This window comes from Streptomyces sp. NPDC104096 (assembly GCF_055584385.1).
This window is the reverse complement of sequence record NZ_JBVJMD010000013.1, coordinates 66,707-92,964: the sequence shown is the minus strand read 5'-3', so window position 1 is coordinate 92,964 and position 26,258 is coordinate 66,707. Positions and strand designations below refer to the sequence as shown.

The 26,258-nt window shown below is 72.9% G+C and carries 26 protein-coding genes and 1 riboswitch; of the genes, 22 read left to right on the top strand and 4 right to left on the bottom strand.

Features of this window, described 5'->3' with window-relative positions:
• Positions 1-12: 12 nt before the first annotated feature.
• The 12 genes from ACZ60B_RS16545 to ACZ60B_RS16490 all read left to right on the top strand — a co-directional run bounded on the left by ACZ60B_RS16545 (position 13) and on the right by ACZ60B_RS16490 (position 13,138).
• Positions 13-1,431: an RsmB/NOP family class I SAM-dependent RNA methyltransferase gene (locus tag ACZ60B_RS16545; protein WP_469387475.1), complete on the top strand. Its 1,419-nt coding sequence runs from the start codon at positions 13-15 to the stop codon at positions 1,429-1,431.
• A 622-nt stretch (positions 1,432-2,053) separates the two neighbouring features.
• On the top strand, positions 2,054-2,740 hold the full coding sequence (rpe, locus tag ACZ60B_RS16540; protein ID WP_469387473.1) for a ribulose-phosphate 3-epimerase: 687 nt from the start codon (positions 2,054-2,056) through the stop codon (positions 2,738-2,740).
• A 78-nt stretch (positions 2,741-2,818) separates the two neighbouring features.
• Positions 2,819-3,862 carry a sugar-binding transcriptional regulator gene (locus ACZ60B_RS16535; protein ID WP_469387471.1) on the top strand — a complete coding sequence of 348 codons (1,044 nt, stop codon included), beginning with the start codon at positions 2,819-2,821 and terminating at the stop codon, positions 3,860-3,862.
• A gap of 19 nt (positions 3,863-3,881) precedes the next feature.
• Positions 3,882-4,091 (top strand): ribonuclease domain-containing protein, encoded by a 210-nt coding sequence (locus tag ACZ60B_RS16530; RefSeq protein ID WP_469387469.1) that lies wholly within the window; start codon positions 3,882-3,884, stop codon positions 4,089-4,091.
• The gene (locus ACZ60B_RS16525; protein WP_469387466.1) at positions 4,088-4,429 is read left to right on the top strand and encodes a barstar family protein; all 342 of its coding nucleotides are present in this window, start codon (positions 4,088-4,090) and stop codon (positions 4,427-4,429) included. The genes ACZ60B_RS16530 and ACZ60B_RS16525 overlap by 4 nt, the downstream gene beginning before the upstream one ends.
• Before the next feature lie 132 nt (positions 4,430-4,561).
• Entirely contained in the window at positions 4,562-6,004 is a 1,443-nt protein-coding gene (locus ACZ60B_RS16520; RefSeq protein WP_469387639.1) for a GuaB1 family IMP dehydrogenase-related protein, read from the top strand.
• Positions 6,005-6,220: 216 nt separating this feature from the next.
• On the top strand, positions 6,221-6,673 hold the full coding sequence (locus ACZ60B_RS16515; protein ID WP_469387464.1) for an Lrp/AsnC family transcriptional regulator: 453 nt from the start codon (positions 6,221-6,223) through the stop codon (positions 6,671-6,673).
• A 317-nt stretch (positions 6,674-6,990) separates the two neighbouring features.
• The gene (locus tag ACZ60B_RS16510; RefSeq protein WP_469387462.1) at positions 6,991-9,618 is read left to right on the top strand and encodes a sensor histidine kinase; all 2,628 of its coding nucleotides are present in this window, start codon (positions 6,991-6,993) and stop codon (positions 9,616-9,618) included.
• Positions 9,608-10,045: a roadblock/LC7 domain-containing protein gene (locus ACZ60B_RS16505; RefSeq protein ID WP_469387460.1), complete on the top strand. Its 438-nt coding sequence runs from the start codon at positions 9,608-9,610 to the stop codon at positions 10,043-10,045. Before ACZ60B_RS16510 ends, ACZ60B_RS16505 begins: the two co-directional genes overlap by 11 nt.
• A gap of 7 nt (positions 10,046-10,052) precedes the next feature.
• Positions 10,053-10,433, top strand: coding sequence for a DUF742 domain-containing protein (locus ACZ60B_RS16500; protein WP_469387459.1), 381 nt, complete (start codon positions 10,053-10,055; stop codon positions 10,431-10,433).
• A gap of 148 nt (positions 10,434-10,581) precedes the next feature.
• Complete coding sequence (locus ACZ60B_RS16495) at positions 10,582-11,370, top strand: carbon-nitrogen hydrolase family protein (RefSeq protein ID WP_469387458.1); 789 nt, start codon at positions 10,582-10,584, stop codon at positions 11,368-11,370.
• A 70-nt stretch (positions 11,371-11,440) separates the two neighbouring features.
• Positions 11,441-13,138, top strand: a complete 1,698-nt coding sequence (locus tag ACZ60B_RS16490; RefSeq protein ID WP_469387457.1) for a flavin monoamine oxidase family protein — start codon at positions 11,441-11,443, stop codon at positions 13,136-13,138.
• A 109-nt stretch (positions 13,139-13,247) separates the two neighbouring features.
• Here the strand turns inward: ACZ60B_RS16490 and ACZ60B_RS16485 are convergent, their stop codons facing one another.
• Both ACZ60B_RS16485 and ACZ60B_RS16480 read right to left on the bottom strand, forming a co-directional pair.
• The gene (locus ACZ60B_RS16485) at positions 13,248-14,177 is read right to left on the bottom strand and encodes an LLM class F420-dependent oxidoreductase (protein ID WP_469387456.1); all 930 of its coding nucleotides are present in this window, start codon (positions 14,175-14,177) and stop codon (positions 13,248-13,250) included.
• 82 nt (positions 14,178-14,259) lie between these two features.
• Positions 14,260-14,967, bottom strand: coding sequence for a DUF5995 family protein (locus ACZ60B_RS16480; protein ID WP_469387455.1), 708 nt, complete (start codon positions 14,965-14,967; stop codon positions 14,260-14,262).
• Between the two features lie 174 nt (positions 14,968-15,141).
• Between ACZ60B_RS16480 and ACZ60B_RS16475 the strand changes: the two genes are divergently transcribed.
• The gene (locus tag ACZ60B_RS16475) at positions 15,142-16,257 is read left to right on the top strand and encodes a glycoside hydrolase family 6 protein (RefSeq protein WP_469387637.1); all 1,116 of its coding nucleotides are present in this window, start codon (positions 15,142-15,144) and stop codon (positions 16,255-16,257) included.
• On the opposite strand, the gene ACZ60B_RS16470 is transcribed toward ACZ60B_RS16475, so the two are convergent.
• Complete coding sequence (locus ACZ60B_RS16470) at positions 16,239-17,648, bottom strand: uracil-xanthine permease family protein (protein ID WP_469387454.1); 1,410 nt, start codon at positions 17,646-17,648, stop codon at positions 16,239-16,241. The genes ACZ60B_RS16475 and ACZ60B_RS16470 overlap by 19 nt on opposite strands.
• A gap of 179 nt (positions 17,649-17,827) precedes the next feature.
• On the opposite strand from ACZ60B_RS16470, the gene ACZ60B_RS16465 reads away from it, so the two are divergent.
• On the top strand, positions 17,828-18,286 hold the full coding sequence (locus tag ACZ60B_RS16465; protein ID WP_454395383.1) for an acyl-CoA thioesterase: 459 nt from the start codon (positions 17,828-17,830) through the stop codon (positions 18,284-18,286).
• Here ACZ60B_RS16465 and ACZ60B_RS16460 read toward each other — a convergent pair.
• Positions 18,246-19,457 carry an MFS transporter gene (locus ACZ60B_RS16460; protein ID WP_469387453.1) on the bottom strand — a complete coding sequence of 404 codons (1,212 nt, stop codon included), beginning with the start codon at positions 19,455-19,457 and terminating at the stop codon, positions 18,246-18,248. The genes ACZ60B_RS16465 and ACZ60B_RS16460 overlap by 41 nt on opposite strands.
• A 160-nt stretch (positions 19,458-19,617) precedes the next feature.
• Here ACZ60B_RS16460 and ACZ60B_RS16455 point away from each other — a divergent pair, with 160 nt between their 5' ends.
• The 8 genes from ACZ60B_RS16455 to ACZ60B_RS16420 all read left to right on the top strand — a co-directional run bounded on the left by ACZ60B_RS16455 (position 19,618) and on the right by ACZ60B_RS16420 (position 26,122).
• Positions 19,618-20,802 (top strand): ROK family transcriptional regulator, encoded by a 1,185-nt coding sequence (locus ACZ60B_RS16455; protein WP_469387452.1) that lies wholly within the window; start codon positions 19,618-19,620, stop codon positions 20,800-20,802.
• Positions 20,803-21,085: 283 nt separating this feature from the next.
• Positions 21,086-21,216: riboswitch (FMN riboswitch) on the top strand.
• A gap of 147 nt (positions 21,217-21,363) precedes the next feature.
• The gene (locus ACZ60B_RS16450; protein ID WP_469387451.1) at positions 21,364-21,969 is read left to right on the top strand and encodes a riboflavin synthase; all 606 of its coding nucleotides are present in this window, start codon (positions 21,364-21,366) and stop codon (positions 21,967-21,969) included.
• Positions 21,966-22,610, top strand: coding sequence for a nicotinamide riboside transporter PnuC (gene pnuC, locus ACZ60B_RS16445; RefSeq protein WP_469387450.1), 645 nt, complete (start codon positions 21,966-21,968; stop codon positions 22,608-22,610). The genes ACZ60B_RS16450 and pnuC overlap by 4 nt, the downstream gene beginning before the upstream one ends.
• On the top strand, positions 22,607-23,905 hold the full coding sequence (locus ACZ60B_RS16440) for a bifunctional 3,4-dihydroxy-2-butanone-4-phosphate synthase/GTP cyclohydrolase II (protein WP_469387449.1): 1,299 nt from the start codon (positions 22,607-22,609) through the stop codon (positions 23,903-23,905). Before pnuC ends, ACZ60B_RS16440 begins: the two co-directional genes overlap by 4 nt.
• A 21-nt stretch (positions 23,906-23,926) precedes the next feature.
• Positions 23,927-24,412, top strand: coding sequence for a 6,7-dimethyl-8-ribityllumazine synthase (ribH, locus tag ACZ60B_RS16435; RefSeq protein WP_469387447.1), 486 nt, complete (start codon positions 23,927-23,929; stop codon positions 24,410-24,412).
• Between the two features lie 34 nt (positions 24,413-24,446).
• Complete coding sequence (locus ACZ60B_RS16430; protein ID WP_450666183.1) at positions 24,447-24,719, top strand: phosphoribosyl-ATP diphosphatase; 273 nt, start codon at positions 24,447-24,449, stop codon at positions 24,717-24,719.
• A gap of 78 nt (positions 24,720-24,797) precedes the next feature.
• Positions 24,798-25,646: an ATP phosphoribosyltransferase gene (gene hisG, locus ACZ60B_RS16425; protein WP_469387444.1), complete on the top strand. Its 849-nt coding sequence runs from the start codon at positions 24,798-24,800 to the stop codon at positions 25,644-25,646.
• A gap of 20 nt (positions 25,647-25,666) precedes the next feature.
• A complete protein-coding gene (locus ACZ60B_RS16420; RefSeq protein WP_469387442.1) occupies positions 25,667-26,122 on the top strand; it encodes a PH domain-containing protein in 456 nt (151 codons plus the stop codon).
• Positions 26,123-26,258 lie beyond the last annotated feature (136 nt).

The following is a 26,258-nucleotide window of genomic DNA, read 5'->3' as shown; positions in this document are numbered from 1 at the left end:
AGCACCTTTTTCGTGAGCGATACCTCCCGTCGGCCCCGCAAGCCGGGCAAGCCCTACCGACGACCCCAGAAGGATCCCGTCCGCATGCTCGCCTTCGAGGCGCTGCGAGCCGTGGACGAGCGGGACGCGTACGCGAACCTCGTACTGCCGCCGCTGCTGCGCAAGGCGCGGGAGAAGGGCGACTTCGACGGACGGGACGCCGCCCTGGCCACCGAGCTGGTGTACGGGACGCTGCGGCGGCAGGGGACGTACGACGCGGTCATCGCGGCCTGCGTCGACCGGCCGCTGCGCGAGGTGGACCCGCCGGTCCTCGACGTGCTGAGCCTCGGCGCGCACCAGCTGCTCGGGACCCGGATCCCGAGTCACGCCGCCGTCTCCGCCTCCGTGGAGCTCGCCCGGGTCGTGCTCGGCGACGGGCGGGCCAAGTTCGTCAACGCCGTGCTCCGGAAGATCGCGCAGCACGACCTCGACACCTGGCTGGAGCAGATCGCGCCGCCCTACGACGACGATCCCGAGGAGCACCTCGCCGTGGTGCACGCGCACCCGCGCTGGGTCGTCTCCGCGCTGTGGGACTCGCTGGGCGGCGGCCGGGCGGGCATCGAGGACCTGCTGGAGGCCGACAACGAGCGGCCCGAGGTGACGCTGGTGGCCCGTCCCGGCCGGGCCGGCACGGAGGAGCTGCTGGCGGAGGAGGCCGCCGTACCGGGGCGCTGGTCGCCGTACGCCGTACGGCTCACCGAGGGCGGCGAGCCCGGCGCCATCCAGGCCGTGAAGGACGGCCGGGCCGGAGTGCAGGACGAGGGCAGCCAGCTCGTCGCGCTCGCGCTCGCCAACGTGCCGGTCGAGGGGACGGACGAGCGGTGGCTCGACGGGTGCGCCGGGCCGGGCGGCAAGGCCGCGCTGCTGGCCGCCCTCGCCGCGGAGCGCGGCGCGACGCTGCTCGCCTCCGAGAAGCAGCCGCACCGGGCCGGCCTTGTGGCCAAGGCCCTGGCCGGTAATCCCGGTCCCTACCAGGTCATCACGGCCGACGGGACCCGCCCGCCGTGGCGGCCGGGCGTCTTCGACCGGGTACTGATGGACGTGCCGTGCACCGGCCTCGGCGCCCTGCGCCGGCGGCCCGAGGCGCGCTGGCGGCGCCGTCCGGACGACCTCGACGGGTTCGCTCCGCTCCAGCGCGGGCTGCTGCGTACGGCCCTGGAGTCGGTGCGGGTCGGCGGTGTGGTCGGCTACGCCACCTGCTCGCCGCACCTCGCCGAGACCCGGGCCGTCGTCGCCGACGTGCTCAAGCAGTTCCCGGACGCCGACCTGATCGACGCCCGGCCCTTCCTGCCGGGCGTACCGGCGCTGGGCGACGGTCCCGACGTACAGCTGTGGCCGCACCTGCACGGCACCGACGCGATGTACCTGGCACTCATCCGCCGCACGGGCTGACCGGCCCGCCGGACGCGCCCGCCCTGCCGGGCACCCCAGCCGGGCCCGACCCGCCGACCGGGCCCGACCCGCCGACCGGGCCCGACCCGCCGGCCGGGCCCGGCGCGCCTTCCGGCCCGTCTGCCCGGCCCGCCCGCCCGGCGTACCCGCCCGCTGCGCGCGCCGGGCACGCCGGGCGTGGGGGTCCGCGACGGTCGAGCGACTCCCGCGGCCCGTCCGCGCCCCGTCGAGCGACGTGTGCAAGCTCGCCCCCCACTGGTCGAGCGACGTCCGCGGGCCGTTCTTGTGCGGACCTCGGGCAGGTCGTGGGCCGTTCTTGAGCAGGCCGCAGGCCGCAGGCCGGTCGCGGGGCCGTCCGCCGACCGTCCGCGGCCGGTCCGGTGCCTGCCGGAAGCGGCACCGCACCGCGGTCGGAGGCAGCGTCACACCGGGGTCGGAAGCGGCACCCCACCGGGGTCGGAAGCGGCACCGCACGGAGGTCGGAGGCGGCGCCCCACCGCGGCGGGAAGCGACGCCACATCGCGGTCGGAGGCCGCGTCGTGCCGGTGTCGGAGCGGGCCGTGGGGGAGGCGTCGACCGTACCGGGGCGAACAACCGGGCGAGGACGTGGCAGTCTTGGGGCATGGCCGCACAGATCAGCCCCAGCATCCTCTCCGCCGACTTCGCCCGCCTCGCGGACGAGGCCCGGGCGGTGGACGGAGCCGACTGGCTCCACGTCGACGTCATGGACAACCACTTCGTCCCGAACCTCACGCTCGGTGTGCCGGTCGTGGAGTCGTTGGCGCGTGCGACGGACACCCCGCTGGACTGCCATCTGATGATCGAGGCCCCCGACCGGTGGGCACCGCAGTACGTCGAGGCGGGCGCCTCCTCCGTCACCTTCCATGTCGAGGCGGCCGCCGCGCCGGTACGGCTCGCCCGGGAGATCCGCGCCAAGGGCGCCCGCGCCTCGATGGCGCTCAAGCCCGCGACGCCGATCGAGCCGTACGAGGACCTGCTGCCCGAGCTCGACATGCTGTTGATCATGACGGTGGAGCCGGGCTTCGGCGGTCAGGCCTTCCTCGACATCATGCTGCCGAAGATCCGCCGCACCCGGGAGCTGATCACCAAGCACGGGCTGGAGCTCTGGCTGCAGGTCGACGGAGGGGTGTCGGCCGAGACGATCGAGCGGTGCGCGGAGGCGGGCGCCGACGTCTTCGTCGCCGGTTCGGCGGTGTACGGGGCGTCCGACCCGGCCGAGGCGGTACGTGCACTGCGCACCCGGGCGGACGAGGCCACGGCCAAGGCCTCCTGGGCGTGCAGCCACTGAACGACGGGAACGTGAACGGCGGCCGGCAAGGCTGATCAAGTGCACCGGATCTGCAAGGATGAACGGTGAATCCAGAGTGTGAACAGCAGTGAGGAGATCGCCGTGTCGGGTATGTCGGCGGGCCGGTCAGCCATGCGGATGGGACCCGCTGAGCTGGTGCAGGCGGCGGCCATGGCCCGCCGCTTCTATCTCGAGGGGAAGTCCAAGATCCAGATCGCCGAGGAGTTCGGCGTGAGCCGCTTCAAGGTGGCCCGGGTCCTGGAGACGGCCCTCGAACGGGATCTCGTACGTATCGAGATCCGTGTGCCGGCCGAACTGGACGCCGAGCGCTCCGACGCGCTCCGTGCCCGGTACGGCCTCAGGCACGCCGTAGTCGTCGAGTCCCCGGCGGAGGCCGAGGAGACGCCCGACCCCGAGAACCTGGGCGAGGTCGCGGCCGACCTGCTCGGCGAGCTCGTCAACGAGGGGGATGTGCTCGGCCTGGCCTGGGGCCGGTCCACGATCCACATGGCGGCGGCGCTCGACCGGCTGCCGCCGTGCACCGTGGTGCAGTTGACGGGCGTGTACGACGCCGGGACCGCCGAGCGCGGCTCGGTGGAGGCGGTGCGCCGCGCCGCGCAGGTGTCGGGCGGCGACGCCCACCCGATCTACGCGCCGATGCTGCTGCCGGACGCGGCCACCGCGGCCGCGCTGCGCAACCAGACGGGGATCGCCCGTGCCTTCGAGTACTTCGACAAGGTCACGGTCGCCTGCGTCTCCATCGGCTCCTGGGAGCCGGGCATCTCGACCGTGCACGACATGCTCAGCGACGAGGAGCGGGCGCACTACGCCTCGCTCGGCGTCGCCGCCGAGATGTCCGCGCACCTCTTCGACTCCGAGGGCCGTCGGGTCGGCCGCGACCTGGGCGAGCGGTGCATCACCGTGAAGGCGGACCAGCTCCGCCGGATCCCCGAGGTCGTCGCGATCGCGGGCGGGCAGCGCAAGGCGGCCGCCATCGACGCGGTGCTGCGCTCCGGACTCGTCACCAGCCTGGTGACGGACACGTCCGCGGCGGACTACCTGATGACGGCGGGACCGACACCGCGCTCCGCGCTCAACCGCGCGGACCCCGACGGGCCCTGACGGGACCGGGAGCCGGACCATGGGGGGCGGCCGTGACAGCAGCGAGGCATGCTGCCACGGCACGTCCCCCGGCTGCGTGCGGGGGCACGGACGGGGCCACCGCCACGAATGCACCGTCAGGACGCCGGGCTCGCGGGATCGCGACGCCCGGCGCATTGCCACCGGGCGGCGCGGCGCGTTCTACTACACCGGCGATCACTCCAACTCCTGGCGGGCGGTGCCGAGATGACCGACGACCCGACGCACGACCCGTTCGGCGGACACGTCGTCCCGCTGGACCTCGACGGCGTCACGGACAAGGCCGGGCTGATGGACCGCTGCGCCCGCGCGCTCGACCTCCCCGAATGGTTCGGGCGCAACTGGGACGCCCTCGCGGACAGCCTGTCCGACCTCTCCGTCTGGCCCGAGGAGACCGAGGGCCGTGGGCTCGTGGTCGTCGTCCGCGGCTGGCGGGCGTACGCCGAGGCCCGTCCGGGGGAGTGGGGGACCGCCCAGGACGTCTTCGCCCAGGCGGTGGACGCGCAGCCGGCGCTCTCCGTGCTGCTCGCCCTTGGAGGTTCCTCCTAGGGTGCCTCTGACCAGCCTGGATGTTCTGCCGGGGGACGATCGGGCGCAGGACGTGGGACAATGAAGTACGTGCTCATTCCCCCTGGCTGACCTGTCCGGGGGCCGCCTCTGATCGACTGGGATGTGCAGCACGTGCGTTTCCTCAACGACATCCAGCCCCCGTACGACCTGACGTACGACGACGTCTTCATGGTGCCGAGCCGCAGCGCCGTGGGCTCGCGGCAGGGTGTGGACCTCAGCTCCCCGGACGGCTCGGGCACCACGATCCCGCTGGTCGTCGCCAACATGACCGCTATCGCCGGCCGTCGCATGGCCGAGACGGTGGCCCGGCGCGGCGGACTCGTGGTCATCCCGCAGGACATCCCGATCGACGTCGTCACCGACGTCGTCTCCTGGGTCAAGGGCCGCCACCTGGTGCTCGACACCCCGATCGTGCTGGAGGCGCACCAGACCGTCGCCGACGCGCTCGCCCTGCTGCCCAAGCGGGCGCACAACGCGGGTGTCGTCGTGGACGAGGACGGCCGTCCGGTGGGCGTCGTCACCGACGCGGACCTCACCGGCGTGGACCGCTTCACCCAGCTCGGCGAGGTCATGTCCCGCGACCTGCTGCTGCTCGACGCGGACATCGACCCGCGCGAGGCCTTCAACCGCCTCGACGCGGCCAACCGGCGCTACGCCCCGGCCGTGGACGCGGACGGCAAGCTCGCCGGCATCCTCACCCGCAAGGGCGCCCTGCGCGCCACGCTCTACACGCCCGCCACCGACGAGCACGGCCGGCTGCGCATCGCCGCCGCCGTCGGCATCAACGGCGATGTCGCGGGCAAGGCCAAGCAGCTGCTGGACGCGGGTGTCGACACCCTCGTCATCGACACCGCGCACGGCCACCAGGAGTCGATGATCAGCGCGATCCGGACCGTCCGCGGGCTCGACCCGCACGTGCCGATCGCCGCCGGCAACATCGTCGCCGCCGAGGGCGTGCGGGACCTGATCGAGGCGGGCGCGGACATCATCAAGGTCGGTGTCGGACCCGGCGCCATGTGCACCACCCGGATGATGACCGGCGTCGGCCGGCCGCAGTTCTCCGCCGTGCTGGAGTGCGCCGCCGAGGCGAAGAAGTACGGCAAGCACGTGTGGGCCGACGGCGGTGTCCGCCACCCGCGCGACGTGGCGATGGCCCTCGCGGCAGGCGCGTCCAACGTGATGATCGGCTCCTGGTTCGCGGGCACCTACGAGTCCCCGGGCGACCTCCAGCAGGACGCGAGCGGCCGCCTCTACAAGGAGTCGTTCGGCATGGCGTCCGCGCGCGCCGTGCGCAACCGCACCTCGGACGAGTCGGCGTACGACCGCGCCCGCAAGGCGCTGTTCGAGGAGGGCATCTCCACCTCCCGCATGTTCCTCGACCCGACCCGTCCGGGCGTCGAGGACCTGATCGACTCGGTCATCGCGGGCGTCCGCTCCTCCTGCACCTACGCCGGCGCGGGCTCCCTGGAGGAGTTCGCCGAGAAGGCCGTCGTCGGCATCCAGAGCGCCGCGGGCTACGCCGAGGGCAAGCCGCTGCACGCCAGCTGGAGCTGACCCCGTCTCCGTGCGGCCCCCGCCCTCCCGGCACCGGGAGGACGGGGGCCGTCCGCGTATCCGGACGCCCACGGCGGGCGGCCCCGCGTACGGCCTCCCTCGCCGCCGTCACCTGGGTGGACTGTGGAGTCGGGACGGCGGTCGGGCTCGTGTTCTACTTCGTATGCGGCCACCGCCGTTCCCGACCCGTCCCACCGGAGAAAAGATCCACCCGCAGTGCTGAACGATCTCGACGAACGCATCGTGCACGCCCTCGCCGAGGACGCCCGCCGCTCCTACGCGGACATCGGGCAGCTGGTCGGCCTGTCCGCGCCGGCGGTGAAGCGGCGCGTGGACCGGCTGCGGGCCACCGGCGCCATCACCGGTTTCACCGTACGGGTGGACCCGGCCGCGCTCGGCTGGGCGACCGAGGGGTTCGTCGAGATCTACTGCCGGCGCAACACCTCGCCCGAGACGATCCAGCGCGGCCTGGAGCGCTACCAGGAGGTCGTGGCCGCGTCCACCGTCACCGGGGAGGCGGACGCGGTGGTCCAGGTCTTCGCCTCCGACATGCGTCACTTCGAGCGGGTACTGGAGCGGATCGCGGGGGAGCCGTTCGTGGAGCGGACCAAGTCCGTGCTGGTGCTGTCGCCGCTGCTGCGCCGTTTCTCCTCGGGCTCACCGACCTGACGGCGGTCGCGCGCCCATGGCGGCCGCGGCACCGTGGCCCCGCACGGCGGTCGTCGTGCGCCGTGGCCACCGAGTCCCGGTCCGGCGCGGCCCGGCGTGGCCCGGCGTGGCGCAAAACGACCGCCGTGGGACCGGGCGGCGGCCGGCACCCGCTTTGCCGTACCGCGGCTGAAGTGACCCGGAGTTACCTTTGGTAACCATTGCGGGACGGCCAGGGCATCCCGTAGTTTGAGCGCCGCCAGCTACCCGCCGGTAACAGCGAGTGGCGGCCAACCCGTGCCTCGCCGTCCGAACCGCACTGCCGCCCTGGGGAGTCCATGCGCTGGCCCTTCGGCCGTTCCGCCACCGTACGCGCGCGCATCGTGGCCCTCGCGCTCGCCCCCGTCCTCGCCCTGATGACGCTGTGGTCCTTCGCCATGGTGTCGGTCACCGGCGAACTGCGCGCCCTGATCCGCCTCCAGGGGGTGTACGAGGACTTCGGCACCCCCGTCGACACTGCGGTCGGGCAGATCCAGATCGAGCGCCGCCTCTCGGCCGCCTACCTGGGCGGCGGCCACCGTACGGCCGCCGCGCTGGACCTGATGACGCAGCAGCGGCGCACCGACCGCGCCGTCGAGGCGATGCGCGAGGCGATCGGGAACGGCGACCGCGGCCGGCTCTCCGCCCGGCAGCGCGAGGCCCTGGACGCCATGGTCGCCTCCGTGGGCGGGCTGGAGCGGCTGCGCGAGCGCGTGCTGTCCCGCGACATCTCCTGGGACGGGGCGGTGACCGCCTACGACACGCTCCTGGAGCCCGGCTTCGACGTCCCGTCCGCGCTCACCGCGCTCCAGGCGGGACAGTTGGCGCGCGAGGCGCAGACCGTCGTCGAACTCGTCCGGGTGCGGGAGTTCGTCTCCCGCGAGGACGCGCTGGTCGCCGGGGCGCGGGCCGCGGGCAGGCTGACCGACGGCCAGTACGACATGCTGACCGCGACCATCGAGGACCGCCGGGTCTTCGAGCGGACCTATGTGCCCGACCTGCCGGCCGACTCCCGGACGCTGTTCGAGCAGTTCCAGCGCGAGGACCTGCACCGGCAGCTCACGAAGAGCGAGGACGCCCTGCTGCGGGCGGGGGCGGGCGGCGCGGCGCGGGCCGTCGCGGCCGACTCCTGGCGCACCACCACCGACCGGGCCGTCAAGCGCTACATGCAGCTGTGCACCAGGGCCGCGGAGAACTCCGCCGCGCGCGGACGCGAGTTCGCCTATGGCGAGCTGACCCGTGCCGCGGTCGTGGCCGTCCTCGGACTCGCCGCCGTGTCCCTGTCGTTGTGGTTCGCGGTGCGCGGCGCGCGTCGTATCTCGCGCCGCCTGGAGCTGCTGCGGGACGCGGCCGACCTGCTGGCCACCCGCCAACTTCCCTCGGTGATGAGCAGGTTGAGTGCCGGTGAGGAAGTCGACGCGGCGGCCGAGGCGCCGCCCCTGTCGGACGGCGAGAAGGCCGCCGACGAGATCGGCGACGTCGGCCGGTCCTTCAACTCCGCCCGCCTCGCGGCCGTCGAGGCCGCCGTGCAGCAGGCCACCCTGCGGCGCGGGCTGTTCGCGGTGCTGCTCAACATCGCCCGCCGCAACCAGGCCTTGGTGCACCGGCAGTTGAAGCTCGTCGACACGCTGGAGCGGCGGACGGACGATCCGGACATCCTCCAGGAGCTGTTCCGGATCGACCACCTCACCACCCGTATGAGACGTCACGCGGAGAGCCTGATCATCCTCTCCGGCGCCGCTCCCGGCCGCAGATGGCGCAGCCCGGTCCCGGTCGCCGACGTCGTCTCCGCCGCGGTCAGCGAGATCGAGGACTACGCGCGCGTGGTCGTCCCGTCCATGGAGCGGATCGGCATCGCCGCGGACGCCGTGGCCGACGTGGTCCACCTGATCGCCGAACTCCTGGAGAACGCCACGGTGTTCTCCCCGCCGCACACCCAGGTCACCCTGCGCACCGGGCAGGCCCGCGGCGGGTTCGTCCTGGAGATCGACGACCGCGGGCTGGGCCTCGACCCGGAGCAGGCGGAGCAGGCCCGGCGCACCCTCACCCGCCCCGACGAGTTCGACCCGACCCGGCACGACCGCCTCGGCCTCTACGTGGTCAGCCGGCTCGCCGCCCGCCAGGGCATCGAGGTCACGCTGTGCCGGTCCCCGTACGGCGGGACCACGGCGGTGGTGCTGCTGCCGGAGGCGCTGCTCGCGACGGTGGGCCCGACGGGGTCCGGCACGGCGGAGACCGGCAACGGCGCGCGGGCCGCTGCGGAGACCGGCAACGGCGCGCAGGCCGCTGCGGAGACCGGCCACGGCGCGCGGGCCGCCGTGGGGTCCGGTGCCGGAGAACCGGTCGCCGCCGCGACCGTCGCCCTGCCGACCGGGCCCGTGCCGACGGCGGGTCCGCTGCCCACCCGCCGTCGACCCGCGCTGCCCGATTCCGCCGCGCCCGACCCCGACCCCGAACTCGACCCCGGCCCCGGACCCGCTCCCGCGTCGGCCACGCCCGGTGCAGCCGTGCTGCCCACCCGGGTCCGGCAGGCGGCCCTCGCCCCCGAACTGCGCCAGGAGCCCCCGAGGCCCTCCGGCGAGGCCTCCGGACGCGAGGTGAGCGCCGAGGACATGCGGGCGATCTTCGGCTCCTTCCAGCGCGGGCTGGACCGCGGACGCAGGGGCGTCGAGCCCTGCCCCGAGGACGCCCCCGCACCCGGAGAACCCGCCGACGCCCGGCACCCCCGGACCACGGAGGGCCTGACGGACCCCGTCCACCCCCGGACCACGGAGGGCTTGACGGACCCCGGACACCCCCGCACCGCCACCGCCGGTGAAAGAACCGGCCGCACCGCCGACGCTCGAACCGGCGGCACGCCGTATGCCCACACCGCCGGTGAGCCGGCCGACACGGACGAAAGGCGGGACGCCGACGATGCTCCCTGACAACACCGTCGAACAGCCCGGTACGGATCTCGGCTGGCTGCTCGACGACCTGGTGGCCCGGACCGACCACGTCCGTCGGGCGGTACTGCTCACCGCCGACGGACTGCCGCTGTGCTGCTCGGAGGGGATCGACCGGCGCGACATCGAGCATCTGGCCGCCGTCTGCGCCGGGTTCCACAGCCTGGCCCGCTCGGCGGGCGAGCGGTTCGCCGCGGGCAGGGTACGGCAGACCATGGTCATGCTCGACGACGCCTATCTCTTCATCACCCCGGCGGGCAACGGCAGCCGTCTCGCCGTGCTCAGCGAGGCGGAGACCGACGTCGGCCAGCTCGCCCACGAGATGGAACTGCTCGTCCGCCGCGTCGGCCGCCATCTGGACGCCGCCGTGCGAGAGGCCGCCGCCCCCGCCGGTCCGGCCGACGCCTGATCCCCTGGTGGCAGACGACGACCACTGGTACGAGGACGAGACCGGGCCGATGGTCCGGCCCTACGCCGTGACACACGGCCGGACCCGGCCTTCCGGCGGACCCGTCATGGACCTGATGTCCCAGGTCACGGCCCTGTGGCCGGACGACGGCGGCCCGGCGCTCGACCACGCCCGGTCCTCCCTGCTCGACCTGGTGCGCCGTGGGCCGCGGCCGGTCGTCGAGCTCGCGGCCGACGCCGACCTGCCGCTGACCGTCGTCCGCGTGCTGCTCGGCGACCTGGTCACGGCCGGTGTGGTGCGCGTCGACGAACCGCGTCCGGTCGTCGCGGGCCCGGCCACCGACCCCGAGCTGCTGCGCGAGATCGCGGACCGCCTGCGCGAGCTGTGAGGGGCCCGCGCAACGAATCGCCGTCCACCCCGGGTGCGACGCAACGAACCGCTCACCGGCGCGCAACGGCTCCTTCTTGTCCGGCCCGTTCCGCCGCCCGTACCGTCTACGTGACCCCGAACCCCCTCCGTACCGGTGAGGAACACGCATGCGCACCGCCCTGCTCCAGAGCTCCGGCCGCCCCGGTTCCGTCGTCGAGAACCTCAAGGTCCTCGACGAGGCCGCGGGCCGTGCCGCCGCCGCGGGCGCCGCGCTGCTGGTCACCCCGGAGATGTTCCTGACCGGGTACGCGATCGGCGACGACATCGGCCGCCTCGCCGAGCCCGCCGACGGCGCCTGCGCCGACGAGATCGCCGAGAGCGCGACCCGGCACGGCCTCGCGGTCGCCTACGGCTACCCCGAGCGCGACGGCGAGGCCGTCTTCAACTCCGCCCAGCTGATCTCCGCCGACGGCACCCGCCTCGCGAACTACCGCAAGACCCACCTCTTCGGCTGCTTCGAGCACGAGCACTTCGTCCCGGGCGGGACGCCGGTCGTCCAGGCCGAACTGAACGGTCTGCGGGTCGGCATCATGATCTGCTACGACGTCGAGTTCCCGGAGAACGTCCGCGCCCACGCCCTGGCCGGCACCGACCTCCTGGTGGTGCCGACGGCGCAGATGCACCCGTTCCAGTTCGTCGCCGATTCCGTGGTGCCGGTGCGCGCCTTCGAGAACCAGATGTACGTCGCCTACGTCAACCGGGTCGGCCGTGAGGGGGAGTTCGAGTTCGTCGGGCTGTCCACGCTGGCCGGCCCCGACGGGGTCGCCCGCACCCGCGGCGGCCGCGCCGAGGAACTGCTGCTCGCCGACGTGGACCCCGCCCTCCTCGCCGCGTCCCGCGAGACGAACCCGTATCTGAAGGACCGCCGCCCCGGCCTCTACGGATCCCTCGTCTGACCCCGCTGCACCCCTCCAGCCCTCCCCGCTCCCCCTTCCCCATGTTTTTCGCGCAAGGAGTCCGTGCCCCATGACGTCCACCGTGCCCAACGCCGTCGAGCACGCAGACGAGCAGCAGCCGCCGATCACCATGTTCGGCCCGGACTTCCCGTACGCGTACGACGACTTCCTCGCCCACCCGGCCGGGCTCGGCCAGATACCCGCGACCGAGCACGGCGCGGAGGTCGCCGTCATCGGCGGCGGTCTGTCCGGTGTGGTGGCCGCGTACGAGCTGATGAAGATGGGCCTCAAGCCCGTCGTGTACGAGGCCGACCAGATCGGCGGCCGGCTGCGGACCGTGGGCTTCGAGGGCTGCGACCCCTCCCTGACCGCGGAGATGGGCGCGATGCGCTTCCCGCCGTCCTCCACGGCGCTCCAGCACTACATCGACCTGGTGGGCCTCGAGACCCGGCCCTTCCCCAACCCCCTCGCCGAGGCGACCCCGTCGACCGTCGTCGACCTCAAGGGCGAGTCGCACTACGCGACCAGCGTCGACGACCTGCCGCAGGTCTACCGCGACGTGATGAACGCCTGGAACGCCTGCCTGGAGGACGGCGCCGACTTCTCCGACATGAACCAGGCCATGCGCGAGCGCGACGTGCCGCGCATCCGCGAGATCTGGGCCCGGCTGGTCGAGAAGCTCGACAACCAGACCTTCTACGGCTTCCTCTGCGAGTCCGAGTCCTTCAAGTCCTTCCGGCACCGCGAGATCTTCGGCCAGGTCGGCTTCGGCACCGGCGGCTGGGACACCGACTTCCCCAACTCCATCCTGGAGATCCTGCGGGTCGTCTACACCGAGGCCGACGACCACCACCGCGGCATCGTCGGCGGCTCCCAGCAGCTTCCGCTGCGCCTGTGGGAGCGCGAGCCGCAGAAGATCGTCCACTGGCCGTACGGCACCTCGCTGAAGTCGCTGCACACGGACGGCGAGCCGAAGCCGGCCGTGACCCGGCTGCACCGCACCGCGGGCAACCAGATCACCGTGACGGACGCGAACGGCGACATCCGTACCTACAGGGCGGCCGTCTTCACCGCCCAGTCCTGGATGCTGCTGTCGAAGATCGCCTGCGACGACTCGCTCTTCCCGATCGACCACTGGACCGCGATCGAGCGCACCCACTACATGGAGTCCAGCAAGCTCTTCGTGCCCGTGGACCGGCCGTTCTGGCTGGACAAGGACGAGGAGACCGGCCGTGACGTCATGTCGATGACGCTCACCGACCGCATGACCCGCGGCACCTACCTGCTGGACGACGGCCCGGACAGGCCCGCCGTCATCTGCCTCTCGTACACCTGGTGCGACGACAGCCTGAAGTGGCTGCCGCTGTCCGCGAGCGAGCGGATGGAGGTCATGCTGAAGTCGCTCGGCGAGATCTACCCGAAGGTCGACATCCGGAAGCACATCATCGGCAACCCGGTGACCGTCTCCTGGGAGAACGAGCCCTACTTCATGGGCGCGTTCAAGGCCAACCTGCCCGGTCACTACCGTTACCAGCGGCGCCTGTTCACGCACTTCATGCAGGAGTCGCTGCCCGAGGACAAGCGGGGCATCTTCCTCGCGGGCGACGACATCTCCTGGACGGCGGGCTGGGCCGAGGGCGCGATCCAGACCGCGCTGAACGCGGTCTGGGGCGTCATGCACCACTTCGGCGGCACGACCGACGCGACCAACCCGGGCCCGGGCGACGTCTACGCCGACATCGCCCCCGTGGAACTCCCGGAGGACTGACCCCGGCGGGCCGGAGCCGCCCGAACGGCGGGCGCCGGCCGACGCGGGCCGGTCTCGGGCGGCGGGCAACGGCGGGCCGACCCGCGCGGGCCGGTCTCGGGCGGCGGACTCAGACCCCCGCCGCCCGAGCCTTCTCGTAGACCTCCGCCGCCACATCCTTCAGCTCCTGCGCGTCACGCGTCTCGGACTGGAGCTCGACGAGGATCTCGTCGAGACCGACCTCGGCGTGCGCGGCGAGGTCCTCGACGATCTGGTCGACGCTGCCGTGGAAGGGGGCGCGGCGGGCCCCGGAGTGGCCCTGGGCCAGGTAGCGGGCGTTGGCGCGCAGCACCGTCCGGATCGGCCTGGTGCGCCCGCGTTCGGCGGCCAGGTCCTGCAACGCGCGCCACTGCGCGGCGAGTTTCTCCGCGCCCATGCCCACCGGCAGCCACCCGTCGGCGTGGTCGACCAGCCGACGCTGAGCCCGCCCCGGGCCCGCCGCCAGCAGGATCGGGATCGGCCGGACGGGCTTGGGACCCACGACCGCCGAGGCGATCCTCGTGACCCGGCCGTCGTACGACACCGGGTCCGGGCCCCAGACCGCGCGGCACACCCCGACCAGCTCGTCCAGGGCCGCGCCGCGCTCCTCGAACGGGCGCACCGACGACGCCGCGTACTCGTCGTGCGACCAGCCCGTGCCGAAGCCCGCGAGCACCCGGCCGCCGCTGGCCGCGTCCAGCGTGGCGAGCGCCTTGGCGAGTCGGAACGGCATGTGCAGCGGCGCGACCAGCACACTGCTGCCCAGCTCGACCCGTTCGGTGGCCGCCGCGGCGAGCGTGAGGGTGACCAGCGGTTCGGCCACCCCGCGGTACCCGTCCGGCCAGGGCAGGCCCTCGACGCCGTACAGGCCCTGGGTGGCGGGTTCGGGGACGAGGAGCCGCTCGTAGACCCAGAGGCTGTCGTAGCCGATCGCCTCCGCGGTGCGTGCCACGTCCGGCACGTCCCGGCCGAGGTCGTACTTCCGGTTCTGCGGAAGACCGAGTCCGAGCTTGGTCGCCATGCCCAACTGCTCCTTCGACACAGGGTGCGGTTCTGTCGAACGTACAACGCGCATGAGGCGGTTGAGACGTCCGGCGCCGGGATCAGGTCACCGGCGCGGCGGATCGGTGCGGCAGCGGGGTCAGCAGCATGCGGCCCGCCAGACCGACCGCCGCGTCCAGGCGCTCGGCGAACTCCCCGGCCAGGCCGGGCAGTGTGCGCAGCGCCCACAGGGCCCGCGCCGCCGACCAGGCGGCCTCCCGGGCGCGTTCCAGGCTCCAGGAGCCGAGCAGATGGGCCAGCGGATCGGCGATCCGGAACAGGTCGGGACCCGGCGTCAGCTCGTCGCGGATGCGTTCCTCCAGCGATCCGAGCAGCTCGCCCACGCGGTCGAACTCGTCCTCCAGAGCGCCTGGTTCGCAGTCGAGCGTACGACAGGCGTCCACGACGGCGAGCGCCAGATCGTGGCCGATGTGCGCGTTGATGCCCGCGAGCGCGAACTGCACGGGGCGTACCCCGGGATGGCGGCGGAGCTGGAACAGCGGCCGCCAGCAGGCCGGTGGGCGGCGCCCGTCGGCCACCGCGTCGACCGCCGTCAGATAGCGCTCCGCGAACCGGACGTCCAGCGTGATCGCGGCCCGCGGGTCCGCGAACTCCCCACGGTCGATGTGCCGGTCGACCTCCTCGGTCACCGTGAGGTAGACGCGGTTGAAGACCGCGATCCCGTCCCGCGCGTCCAAGGTCGCGTCCAGGGCGCGCATACGGGAGACCACGGTGTCTACGGAAGTGGTGAACTGTTCCAATTGCGCCATGGGGGCAGGGTCCCAGTCCTAGGCTCTGCGCAGTGCCGGCGGGCCCGACGCTTCCCCAGAACGGGGGAACGATCCCGTCGTGCGGGAGAGGGGATCAGCACCTTGGCAGGCTTACGTGCCCAGCGCCCGGCCGTGCGCGCGGACCGGCGCGGCCGCGCCGTCGGGCGGGGGAGCATGGTCGCGCTCGCGTCCGTGGTGGTGGCCGTCGCCACCGTGGCCGGGATGACGTCCGCGCCGGGCGGGGCCCGGGGTTCCGACGAGGCCCGGCCCGGCCCGACCGGTTCACCGACCCTGGCGTCGTGGCCGGCCGTGCCGCCGGTCCCGTCGGCCGGGGCCTCGTCCTCGCCGTTGCCCGAGCCGAAGGCGAAGGGGAGTCCCACCGCCTCCCCGACCGGCGCCCGGCGGGCCCGGCCGACCGCCGCCGTGTCGTCCCGCCTCTACCACCACCCCGACTCCCAGGTGGACGAGTGGGTCCACGACCATCCCGGCGATCCCCGCGCGGCCGTCATCGAGTCCCGGATCGCCGAACAGCCGGCGGCGGTGTGGTTCACCGACGCCGAGGCGACGGACACCACCGCGCGGGTCCGCGCGGTCACGGCGGCGGCCGCGGCCGCGGGCCGGGTGCCCGCCGTCGTGGTGTACGCGATCCCGGACCGCGACTGCGGCGGCGCCTCCGAGGGCGGGGCGTCCGACCTCGACGCCTACGACGGCTGGATCGACGACGTCGCCGCCGGGCTGGGCTCCGGCGAGGTCATGGTGGTGCTGGAACCCGACGCGGTCGCGCAGGCCGACTGCCTCTCCGCCGCCGACCGCGACGCCCGCTTCGCCTCGCTGGCCCGGGCCGGCCGGGTCCTGAAGAGCGCCGACCCGCGGGCCCGGGTCTACTACGACGCAGGCCACTCGGCCTGGAACCCCGCGGCGCAGCAGGCGGCGCTGCTCAGGCAGGCGGGTGCCGCGTCGGCCGCCTCCTCGGACGGCGTCTTCAGCAACGTCTCCAACTTCCACCGCACCGCCGACGAGATCGCCTACGACCGTGCGGTCCTCGACGCCCTCGGCGGGCCCGCGGACCTCGGCGCGGTGATCGACACCAGCCGCAACGGCAACGGCGCCCCGGCAGGCGGACAGTGGTGCGACCCGGACGGCCGGAGGATCGGCCGGGCGCCCACGCTGAGCACCGGCGAGGGACGCATCGACGCCTACCTGTGGGTGAAGCTGCCCGGGGAGTCCGACGGCTGCAAGGGAGAGCCGGGGACGTTCAGCGCCTCGTACGCCTACGACCTGGCGCGCTGACCGCCGTCGCCGCCACCGTCGTTGTCGTCGTACGCCGACGTGCCCGCGTCCAGCAGCGGTGTCTGGTACTTGAGGTGGGCCGGCGCGAAGGCGCGCAGCGCGTGGTAGCCGGTGATGACGACCAGGGTGCCGAGGGCGATCCCGCTCAGCGAGAAGTTGGCGGTGAACTTCATGCTGACGTTGCCGACGCCGATGATGATGCCCGCCGCGGCCGGCACCAGGTTCAGCGGGTTGCGCAGGTCCACCCTGCCGTTCAGCCAGATCTGGGCGCCGAGCAGCCCGATCATGCCGTACAGGATCACGGTGATGCCGCCGAGCACCCCGCCCGGGATCGCCGCGACGACCGCGCCGAACTTCGGGCACAGACCGAACAGCAGGGCGAAGCCGGCGGCGGCCCAGTAGGCGGCGGTCGAGTAGACGCGGGTCGCGGCCATCACGCCGATGTTCTCGGAGTACGTGGTGTTGGGCGGACCGCCCACCGCGGTCGACAGCATGGAGGCCGCGCCGTCCGCCGAGATCGCCGTGCCGAGCTCGTCGTCCAGCGGGTCGCCGGTCATCTCGCCGACCGCCTTGACGTGTCCGGCGTTCTCGGCGACCAGCGCGATGACGACCGGCAGCGCGACCAGGATCGCCGACCACTGGAACGACGGCCCGTGGAACGACGGCAGCCCGATCCAGTCGGCCTTGCCGACGCCGGACAGGTCCAGCCGCCAGTGGTCGGTGACCTTGCCGCTCGCGTCCACCGAGTGGATCTTCCCGAAGACCGCGTCGAAGGCCCAGGAGATGCCGTATCCGAAGACCAGGCCCAGGAAGATCGCGATGCGGGACCAGAAACCACGCAGACAGACGACCGCCATACCGGTGAACAGCATCACCAGCAGGGCCGTCCACTGGTCCTGCGGCCAGTAGGTGGAGGCGGTGACCGGGGCGAGGTTGAAGCCGATCAGCATCACGACCGCGCCGGTCACGATCGGCGGCATCGCGGCGTGGATGATCCGCGCCCCGAAGCGCTGCACGGCCAGTCCGACCAGGAACAGGGCGACACCGACGACGAAGACCGCGCCGGTCACCGTGGCGCTGGTGCCGCCCTGGGCGCGGATCACCGCGGCGACCCCGACGAAGGACAGCGAACAGCCCAGATAGCTGGGCACCCGGCCGCGGGTCGCGAGCAGGAAGATCACGGTGGCGACGCCGGACATCATGATCGCGAGGTTCGGGTCCAGGCCCATCAGGACGGGGGCCACGAAGGACGCGCCGAACATCGCCACCACGTGCTGGGCGCCCAGCCCGACCGTGCGGGGCCAGGACAGCCGCTCGTCGGGCCGGACCACCGCGCCCGGCGCCGGAGTGCGTCCGTCCCCGTGCAGTTTCCAGCGGACACCGAGATCCATGGTGCGGGTTCGCTTTCGTCGGAAGGTACGACCGTCCGCACCATTGTCGAGGAGGGGGCTGGGCAGGGCCTTTCCTGGGAGACCGGCCGGGTGGGGTGGGCGGGGGCCGCCCCGGCCCGCCTTCTGAGCGTCCGCTTAGGATGGACGTAAGCGTCTCAACTGTGTCAGGAGCACCACCCGTGACCGCCGAAGCCCCGACTGCCCCCGCCCTCTCCTACGGCCGACTCGTCCCCGTCACCGTCCACTTCGACGACCTCGACGCCCTCGGCCTGCTGCACAACGCCCGCTACCCGCTCATGGTCGAGCGCGCGTGGAGCGAGCTGTGGCAGGAGCACGGCATCCGCTTCGACGGCGACTGGGCGGCGGCCGGGGACGCCTGCAACGCGGTCCGGGAACTCCGGATCAGCTACGACGCCCCGGTCACCCGGACCGGCACCTACGCCGTCCACCTCTGGCTGGAACGGCTCGGCAACACCGGTCTGACGTACGGGTTCCGGTTCTGCTCGGCCGACGGGGCGGTGACCTACGCCCAGGGCGCCCGGGTACTGGTCCGGCTGGACGCGGCGACGCTGCGGCCCGCGCCCTGGAGCGAGCGGTTCAGGGCCGCGGGTCGGGAACTGCTGCGGCCCGCGGACTGACCGTGGGCCGGTCGCGCTCACCGGCCCGCAGCACGCCCGCGAACACGGCGAGCCCGCAGGACAGCGCGGTCACCAGGCAGAACGACACCATCAGGCTGGTCGCCTGGGCGACCCCGCCGATCAGGCTCGGCGCGATCAGCCCCGAGGTGTAGGTGATCGTCGCGACGCCCGCGATGGCCTGGCTGGGGTTCGGGCCGCTGCGGCCCGCCGCCGCGAAGCACAGCGGTACGACGACCGCGATACCGAGCCCCATCAGCGCGAACCCGCCCATCGCCACGGCCGGATGGCCGGCCACCACGACGAGCAGCCCGCCGAGCGTGGCCAGGACGCCGCCCGCGCGGACCGTGCGCACCGCGCCGAAGCGGTCCACCGCCGCGTCCCCGAGGATCCGGGCCGCCGCCATGGTCAGCATGAAGCCGGTCGTCGAGGCCGCCGCGAGGCCCGCCGACGCCTCCAGCCGGTCCCGCAGGTACACCGCCGACCAGTCCAGGCTGGCGCCCTCGGCGAACACCGCGCAGAAGCCGACCGCGCCGATCAGCAGCGCCGACCGCGGCGGCAGCGCGAACCGCGGCGGCGGCTCCTCGTCCTCGGCCGGCTGGAGGTCCAGCACCCAGCGGCAGGCGAGCACGCCGAGCAGGGTGAGGATCACGGAGGCCGCCGCGAAGTGCAGGCGCGCGTCCGAGCCGAGGTGGGCGGCGAGCGTGCCGGCCGCCGAGCCGATCAGGGCGCCCGCGCTCCACATGCCGTGCAGCCCGGACATGATCGACTTGTCGAGCAGCCGCTCGACCTCGACGCCCAGCGCGTTCATCGCGACGTCCGCCATGCCCGCGCTCGCCCCGTAGACGAACATCGCCAGGCACAGCGTGTACAGATTGGTCGCCAGGCCGGGCAGGATCAGCGACACCGTCCACATAGCGATCAGAAGGCGCAGGGCGTTGCGGCTGCCGAGGGTGTGGCTGATCCGGCCGGCCAGCGGCATGGAGCAGGAGGCGCCGAACGCCGTGAAGGCCAGGGCGAGCCCCAACTGGCCGGTGCTGAGCGAGGCGTGGTCCTGGATCCAGGGCACCCGGGTCGCGAACGAGCCGGTGACGGCGCCGTGCACGGCGAACACGGCCGCCACGGCGTACCGGGCGCGCCGCACCTCGGACGCCTCGTAGACCACTGCACTCATTGTCGGGCCCCTCCCGGACGTGTGTACCCCTGTAGTGGATCGCCGTAGCGCCGACGTAAACTATCAGGAACCCTGCCTGATAGAAAGGGTTCATCAGGCCTCGCGAGGCGAGGGGCAGGTGCCCGCCGTGCGGCCGCGTCGATCTGGGAGGATTCCCGGCATGCCCGCATCCCCGAGCACCGCCCGGGCCATCAACGACCGGCTCGCCCTGCGGCTGTTGCAGGAAGGCCCGTTGACGGCAGGGCAGTTGAAAGAGCGCACCGGTCTGTCCCGGCCGACCGTCGCCGACCTCGTCGAGCGCCTCACCGTCTCCGGCCTGATCTCGGTGGTGGGCGAGTCCGGGGAGCAACGGCGCGGTCCGAACGCGCGGTTGTACGGCATCGTCGCCGACCTCGCCCATCTCGCCGCGCTGGACGTGCGCACCGAGAGCGTCGCCGTGGTCGTCTCCGACCTGCTCGGCGAGGTGCTCGCCGAGGCGTCGGTGCCGATCGGCGGCGACACGGACACCGGGCCGGCCCTCGAACGGGCGGTCGCGCTGGTCGAACGGGTCGCGAAGGAGGCCGGTGTCGACCGGCTGCACACGGTCGGCATCGGCGCCCCCGGCCTCATCGCGCCGGCCACCGGTGAACTGCGCGACTCCACGGGGCTGCCCGAATGGCACCGCCGCCTGGTGGCCGCGCTCCAGGAGCGGTTCCCGGACGCCCGGGTCCTGGTCGAGAACGAGACCAACCTCGCCGCCCTGGCCGAGCAGCGCGACGGCGCGGCCCGCGACCGCGACACCTTCGTGCTGCTCTGGCTCGGCCACGGCACCGGCGCGGCCGTGGTGCTCGACGGCGTCCTGCGCCGGGGCGCCTCCGGCGGGACGGGGGAGATCGGCTTCCTGCCGGTGCCGGGGACCGGCGGGCTCCCCTCGGCCACGGGCTGCGACGGCGGCTTCCACGCCCTGGTGGGGTCGGAGGCGATCACCGGCCTCGCCGCGGAGCACGGCATCCTCGCCGCGCCGGCCGCCCACGAACCGCGGGCCGCCGCCGTCGTCGCCGAGGCGGTCTCCACGTCCGGCGCCGCCGCCGACCGCTTCCTGGACGCCCTGGCCGGCCGGATCGCCGTCGGCGTCGCCTCCGTCGCCGCCGTGCTGGACCCGGGCTGCGTGGTCCTCGGCGGCGAGGTGGGGCGGGCCGGGGGCGAGGTGCTGGCCGCCCGGGTCGCGGAGCGGATCCGCACGATGTCCCCGCTGCCGACGGAGGTGCGGGCCGGCCTGCTGGGCGGTGCGGCGGTGCTGCGGGGGGCGCTGCTGACGGCGCGCGAGTCGGCCCAGCGGCAACTGTTCGGACCGGGGGAGCGGTAGCGCGCCCGGCCGAGGGCCGGGGCGTGCGCGGGTGGGGCGGCCCGGCGGCGGGCAAGGGCCGTCGTCACCGCCGCCGGGCATCGGTCGAACCCTAAAAAGGACTAGACCACTGCGTCAATAGGTATGGACCATGTGCGGGTCGGTCCCAAGTGGCCTGGGGTGACGGGGGATTGGGTCCCGTAGGGCCGTTCGAGAAGTCCAGTGACGTCACTTGTGAGCGACCCCACACGAGTCGTCCGCATGGACACCGATCGGCCGTGGCAGACTGGCCCTGTACCTAAAGCAGCGCACTCCGGGGTCGGTGAAAGTCCGAACCGGCGGTTACAGTCCGCGACCCGGTCGCTTCCAGCGGCCGGTTGACCAGGTGAAATTCCTGGACCGACGGTTAAAGTCCGGATGGGAGGCAGTGCGCGGCGGGCGGGCATTCGTGCGCGCCGCCGTATGTGCTCGTCCGTGCGGACGAGTCTGTCCGGCGTCGCCCCCGGTGCCGTAGTCCGTACTTTCTGTCGTCCTCGACAGGCCCCGGAGTCCGTGCCCCTATGTGGCAGGAGGACCCGGGAAGTGTTCACCGGAATCGTCGAAGAGCTGGGCGAGATCACCGCCGTCGAGAACCTCGGCGACGCCTCGCGCTTCCGGCTGCGCGGCCCCGTCGTGACCGAGGGCGCGAAGCACGGCGACTCCATCGCCGTGAACGGTGTCTGTCTCACCGTCGTCGAGCACGAGGGTGACGAGTTCACCGCCGACGTCATGGCCGAGACCCTCGACCGCTCCAGCCTCGGCGCCCTGGGCGTCGGCTCCCGCGTCAACCTCGAACGCCCCACCGCCGTCGGCGCCCGCCTCGGCGGGCACATCGTGCAGGGCCACGTCGACGGCACCGGCGAAGTCCTGGCGCGCACCCCCTCCGAGAACTGGGAGATCGTGAAGGTCTCGCTCCCCGCGGACCTCGCGCGCTACGTCGTCGAGAAGGGCTCCATCACGGTCGACGGCATCAGCCTCACCGTCGTCGACGCGGGCCCCGACCACTTCACCGTCAGCCTCATCCCCACCACCCTCGCCCTGACCACGCTCGGCCTCAAGCAGCCCGGCGACCCGGTCAACCTCGAGGTGGACGTCGTCGCCAAGTACGTCGAGCGCCTGCTCGCGGCCGGTCAGGGGGTCACCCGGTGAACTGGCTGAACTCCGAGGCCTTCGTCCTGCTCGACCAGCACATCAAGTGGTCGGACATGATAGGCAACGTGATCGGGCTGATCGCCCTCGCCTTCGGCTGGCGGCGCTCCCTGTGGAGCTGGCCCGCCCAGTTCGTCTCCGGCCTCATCCTGTTCGCGGCCTTCGCCACCGCCCACCTCTCCGGCAGCGCGGGCAAGCAGGTCGTCGTCATGGTCGTCGCCGTCTACGGCTGGTGGCAGTGGAACCGCGGCAAGGGCCAGGGCGAGGACGGCCACATCGCCGTACGCTTCGCCACCTGGCGCGAGCGCGCGGTCCTGGTCGCGGCCGCCGCCGTCGGCACCGTCGCCGTGGCCCTGCTCTTCAAGGCCTACCCGTCCCTGTCCTGGGACCCCTGGCCGGACGCCTACATCTTCGTCGGCACCGTCGTCGCGATGTACGCCCAGGCCCGCGGCATGGTCGAGTTCTGGTTCGCCTGGCTGCTCGTCGACGTCGTCGGCGTCCCCCTGAACTTCGCCAACGGCTTCGCCTTCTCCGGATTCGTCTACGTCATCTACGGCGCGCTCGTCCTGTGGGGCATGCGCGACTGGTGGCTGCGGTCCCGCCGGGGTCCCCAGCCCGCTCTGGAAGGAGCACCGGCATGAACGCGGCACCTTTCCCGTACAGCACCGACGGCCCCGACGGCGTCGAGGACTTCGCGCTCGACCCGATCGAGCAGGCCATCGCCGACATCGCGGCCGGCCGCCCGATCGTCGTCGTCGACGACGAGGACCGCGAGAACGAGGGCGACCTCGTCGTCGCCGCCGAGAAGGCCACCCCCGAGATCGTCGCCTTCATGATGACCGAGTGCCGCGGCCTGATCTGTGCCCCCATGGAGGGCGAGGAACTCGACCGGCTCCGGCTCCCGCAGATGGTCGAGGACAACACCGAGTCCATGAAGACCGCGTTCACCGTCTCCGTGGACGCCTCCGCCGAGCACGGCGTGAGCACCGGCATCTCGGCCGCCGACCGCGCGACCACCCTGCAACTCCTCGCGAGCGGCACCGCGCAGCCCACCGACCTCGTCCGCCCCGGCCACATCTTCCCGCTGCGCGCCCGGCCGGGCGGCGTCCTGGCCCGCAACGGCCACACCGAGGCCGCCGTCGACCTCGCCCGGCTGGCCGGACTGCGCCCGGCCGGCGCGATCGTCGAGATCGCCGGCGAGGACGGCCGGATGCTGCGGCTGCCCGAGCTGATCCCGTTCGCCCGCAAGCACGGACTGACGATCATCTCCATCGAGGACCTGATCGCCTACCGCCGCTCCGCCGAACCCACCGTCCGCCGCGAGGCCGAGACCCGACTGCCCACCGTCCACGGCACGTTCACCGCGTACGGATACCGCTCCACCGTCGACGGCGTCGAGCACGTCGCCCTGGTCCACGGCGACCTCGGCGACGGCGAGGACGTCCTGGTCCGCGTCCACTCCGAATGCCTCACCGGCGACGTCTTCGGCTCCCAGCGCTGCGACTGCGGCCCCCAGCTCGACACGTCCCTGGAACGCATCCAGAGCGAGGGCCGGGGCGTGGTGGTCTATCTGCGCGGACACGAGGGCCGCGGCATCGGCCTGCTGTCCAAGCTGCGCGCCTACGAGCTCCAGGAACGCGGCCACGACACCCTCGACGCCAACCTCGAACTCGGCCTGCCCGCCGACGCCCGCGACTACGGAGCCGGCGCGCAGATCCTCACCGACCTCGGGGTGCGCGGCGTACGCCTGATGACCAACAACCCCGACAAGACCGCCGCGCTGGAGCGCCACGGCATCGAGGTCACCGGCCGCGAGCCGATGCCCGTGCAGGCGGGCGAGCACAACCTCCGCTACCTGCGCACCAAGCGGGACCGGATGGGGCACGACCTGCCCTGGCTGGACGCGCCCACCGCGTCCACCTGCGGCAACCAGTAACAGACAGCACGAAGGAGAGACGTGAGCGGCAAGGGTGCACCGGAACTGTCCGTACGCAACGTGGGGGACCTGCGGGTCGCCGTCATCGCGGCGCAGTGGCACGAGAAGGTGATGGACGGTCTGGTCGACGGCGCGCTGCGCGCCCTGCACGACCTCGGCATCGACGAGCCGACCCTGCTGAGGGTCCCCGGCAGCTGGGAACTCCCGGTCGCGGCCAAGGTCCTCGCGGGCCGCGGCTACGACGCGGTCGTCGCCCTCGGCGTCGTCATCCGTGGCGGCACGCCCCACTTCGAGTACGTGTGCCAGGGCGTCACCCATGGCCTCACCCAGGTGTCCGTCGAGACCGGTGTCCCCGTCGGCTTCGGCGTGCTGACCTGCGACACCGAGGAACAGGCACTGGACCGGGCGGGCATCGAGGGCTCCAGCGAGGACAAGGGCCACGAGGCGGTGACCGCGGCGGTGGCGACCGCGGCCGTCCTGCGTTCAGTATCCGAACCCTGGCACTGAGGTACCGGCGGGACCGCGTAGGGTGAGGACCACCATGTCCAAGAAGACTTTCGAGGAGCTCTTCACCGAGCTCCAGCACAAGGCCGCCACCGCCGACCCCGCCACCTCCCGCACCGCCGAGCTGGTCGGCAAGGGCGTCCATGCCATCGGCAAGAAGGTCGTCGAGGAGGCCGCCGAAGTCTGGATGGCCGCCGAGTACGAGGGCAAGGAGGCAGCCGCCGAGGAGATCTCGCAGCTGCTCTACCACGTCCAGGTGATGATGGTCGCCCGGGGGATCTCCCTGGACGACGTCTACGCCCACCTCTGAGCCGCACCCGCACCACCGTCCCCGTACGAAACTCCCCGTACGGCACTCCCGTACGACCGAGCGAAGGAAGCCGACCTCATGCTGCGCATCGCCGTCCCCAACAAGGGTTCCCTGTCCGGACCTGCGGCGGAGATGCTGCATGAGGCCGGCTACCAGCAGCGCCGGGAGTCCAAGGAGCTGCGGATCGTCGACCCGGTCAACGAGGTCGAGTTCTTCTACCTCCGCCCCCGCGACATCGCGATCTACGTCTCCTCCGGCCGCCTCGACATCGGCGTCACCGGCCGCGACCTGCTGGTCGACTCCGCCGCCGGGGCCGAGGAGATCCTGCCGCTCGGCTTCGCCCGCTCCACCTTCCGCTTCGCCGCCAAGCCCGGCACCGCGAACACCGTCCAGGACCTCAAGGGCCGCACGGTCGCCACCTCCTACGAGGGCATCGTCGCGGGTTACCTCGCCGACCAGGGCGTCGACGCCTCCGTGGTCCACCTCGACGGCGCCGTCGAGACCGCCATCGAACTCGGCGTCGCCGAGGTCATCGCGGACGTCGTCGAGACCGGCACCTCGCTGCGCAACGCGGGCCTGGAGGTCTTCGGCGACCCCATCATGAAGTCCGAGGCCGTCGTGATCCGCCGCACCGGCGCGGACGTCGAGGAGCCCAAGGTCCAGCAGTTCCTGCGCCGCCTCCAGGGCGTCCTGGTGGCCCGGACGTACGTGATGATGGACTACGACTGCCGGGTCGAGCAGCTGGAGAAGGCCGTCGCGCTGACCCCCGGCCTGGAGTCCCCGACCGTCTCCCCGCTGCACAACGAGGGCTGGGTCGCCGTCCGCGCGATGGTCCCGTCCAAGGAGGCCCAGCGGATCATGGACGACCTGTACGACATCGGCGCGCGGGCCATCCTGACCACGGCCATCCACGCCTGCCGCCTCTGAGTCCGGGAAAACGCACACCGATGTCCGACCTGCCCAGCCTGCCCGTCACCTTCCGGCCGGGCCGCACCCGCGCCGTGCTGCTCGGCGCCGGTGTCGCGATCTTCGTGGTCATCTCCGCGGTCGCGATGCTGCTGGAGCAGCTCGGCCCGGGGGAGCGGCTCAGCTTCGTCCTCACCGGAGCCGTCATCTTCTGGGTGCTGGCCCTGCTAGCCCGGGTGCGGGTCGTCGCCGACGACTCCGGCGTCACCGTGGTCAACATCGCGAGCAGGCGCCGCCTGGCCTGGGCGGAGATCCTCCGGGTGAATCTGCGGGCCGGCGACCCCTGGGTCTACCTCGACCTCAGCGACGGCACCAGCCTGCCCGCGCTCGGCATCCAGCCCGGCATCGCCAGGCAGCGGGCCGTCGCCGACGCGCGCACCCTGCGCATGCTCGTCGAAGCCCGCTCGATCCGCGACCCGGAGCAACATCAGGGCTGACTCGGGGCCGTCCACCCTGCCGCACGGGCCGGTGTCTTGATTAATCTGGTGGCGGAGGCGCTTTCGCTGCGCCTCCGCCCCTGTGGTGCCGTCCCGGCACACAGGGGATTCCTGCAACCCGAGGAGTGACCCTCTC

What these genes read in the sequence shown, in the direction of transcription:
- ACZ60B_RS16505 (WP_469387460.1), top strand. Translation starts at nt 9,608, where the DNA reads ATGCTCCCTGACAACACCGTCGAACAGCCCGGTACGGATCTCGGCTGG.
- ACZ60B_RS16490 (WP_469387457.1), top strand. Translation starts at nt 11,441, where the DNA reads ATGACGTCCACCGTGCCCAACGCCGTCGAGCACGCAGACGAGCAGCAG.
- ACZ60B_RS16485 (WP_469387456.1), bottom strand. Translation starts at nt 14,177, where the DNA reads ATGGCGACCAAGCTCGGACTCGGTCTTCCGCAGAACCGGAAGTACGAC.
- ACZ60B_RS16420 (WP_469387442.1), top strand. Translation starts at nt 25,667, where the DNA reads ATGTCCGACCTGCCCAGCCTGCCCGTCACCTTCCGGCCGGGCCGCACC.
- ACZ60B_RS16480 (WP_469387455.1), bottom strand. Translation starts at nt 14,967, where the DNA reads ATGGCGCAATTGGAACAGTTCACCACTTCCGTAGACACCGTGGTCTCC.
- ACZ60B_RS16470 (WP_469387454.1), bottom strand. Translation starts at nt 17,648, where the DNA reads ATGGATCTCGGTGTCCGCTGGAAACTGCACGGGGACGGACGCACTCCG.
- ACZ60B_RS16530 (WP_469387469.1), top strand. Translation starts at nt 3,882, where the DNA reads ATGGGGGGCGGCCGTGACAGCAGCGAGGCATGCTGCCACGGCACGTCC.
- ACZ60B_RS16495 (WP_469387458.1), top strand. Translation starts at nt 10,582, where the DNA reads ATGCGCACCGCCCTGCTCCAGAGCTCCGGCCGCCCCGGTTCCGTCGTC.
- ACZ60B_RS16455 (WP_469387452.1), top strand. Translation starts at nt 19,618, where the DNA reads ATGCCCGCATCCCCGAGCACCGCCCGGGCCATCAACGACCGGCTCGCC.
- hisG (WP_469387444.1), top strand. Translation starts at nt 24,798, where the DNA reads ATGCTGCGCATCGCCGTCCCCAACAAGGGTTCCCTGTCCGGACCTGCG.
- ACZ60B_RS16460 (WP_469387453.1), bottom strand. Translation starts at nt 19,457, where the DNA reads ATGAGTGCAGTGGTCTACGAGGCGTCCGAGGTGCGGCGCGCCCGGTAC.
- rpe (WP_469387473.1), top strand. Translation starts at nt 2,054, where the DNA reads ATGGCCGCACAGATCAGCCCCAGCATCCTCTCCGCCGACTTCGCCCGC.
- ACZ60B_RS16475 (WP_469387637.1), top strand. Translation starts at nt 15,142, where the DNA reads ATGGTCGCGCTCGCGTCCGTGGTGGTGGCCGTCGCCACCGTGGCCGGG.
- ACZ60B_RS16510 (WP_469387462.1), top strand. Translation starts at nt 6,991, where the DNA reads ATGCGCTGGCCCTTCGGCCGTTCCGCCACCGTACGCGCGCGCATCGTG.
- ACZ60B_RS16430 (WP_450666183.1), top strand. Translation starts at nt 24,447, where the DNA reads ATGTCCAAGAAGACTTTCGAGGAGCTCTTCACCGAGCTCCAGCACAAG.
- ACZ60B_RS16440 (WP_469387449.1), top strand. Translation starts at nt 22,607, where the DNA reads ATGAACGCGGCACCTTTCCCGTACAGCACCGACGGCCCCGACGGCGTC.
- ACZ60B_RS16525 (WP_469387466.1), top strand. Translation starts at nt 4,088, where the DNA reads ATGACCGACGACCCGACGCACGACCCGTTCGGCGGACACGTCGTCCCG.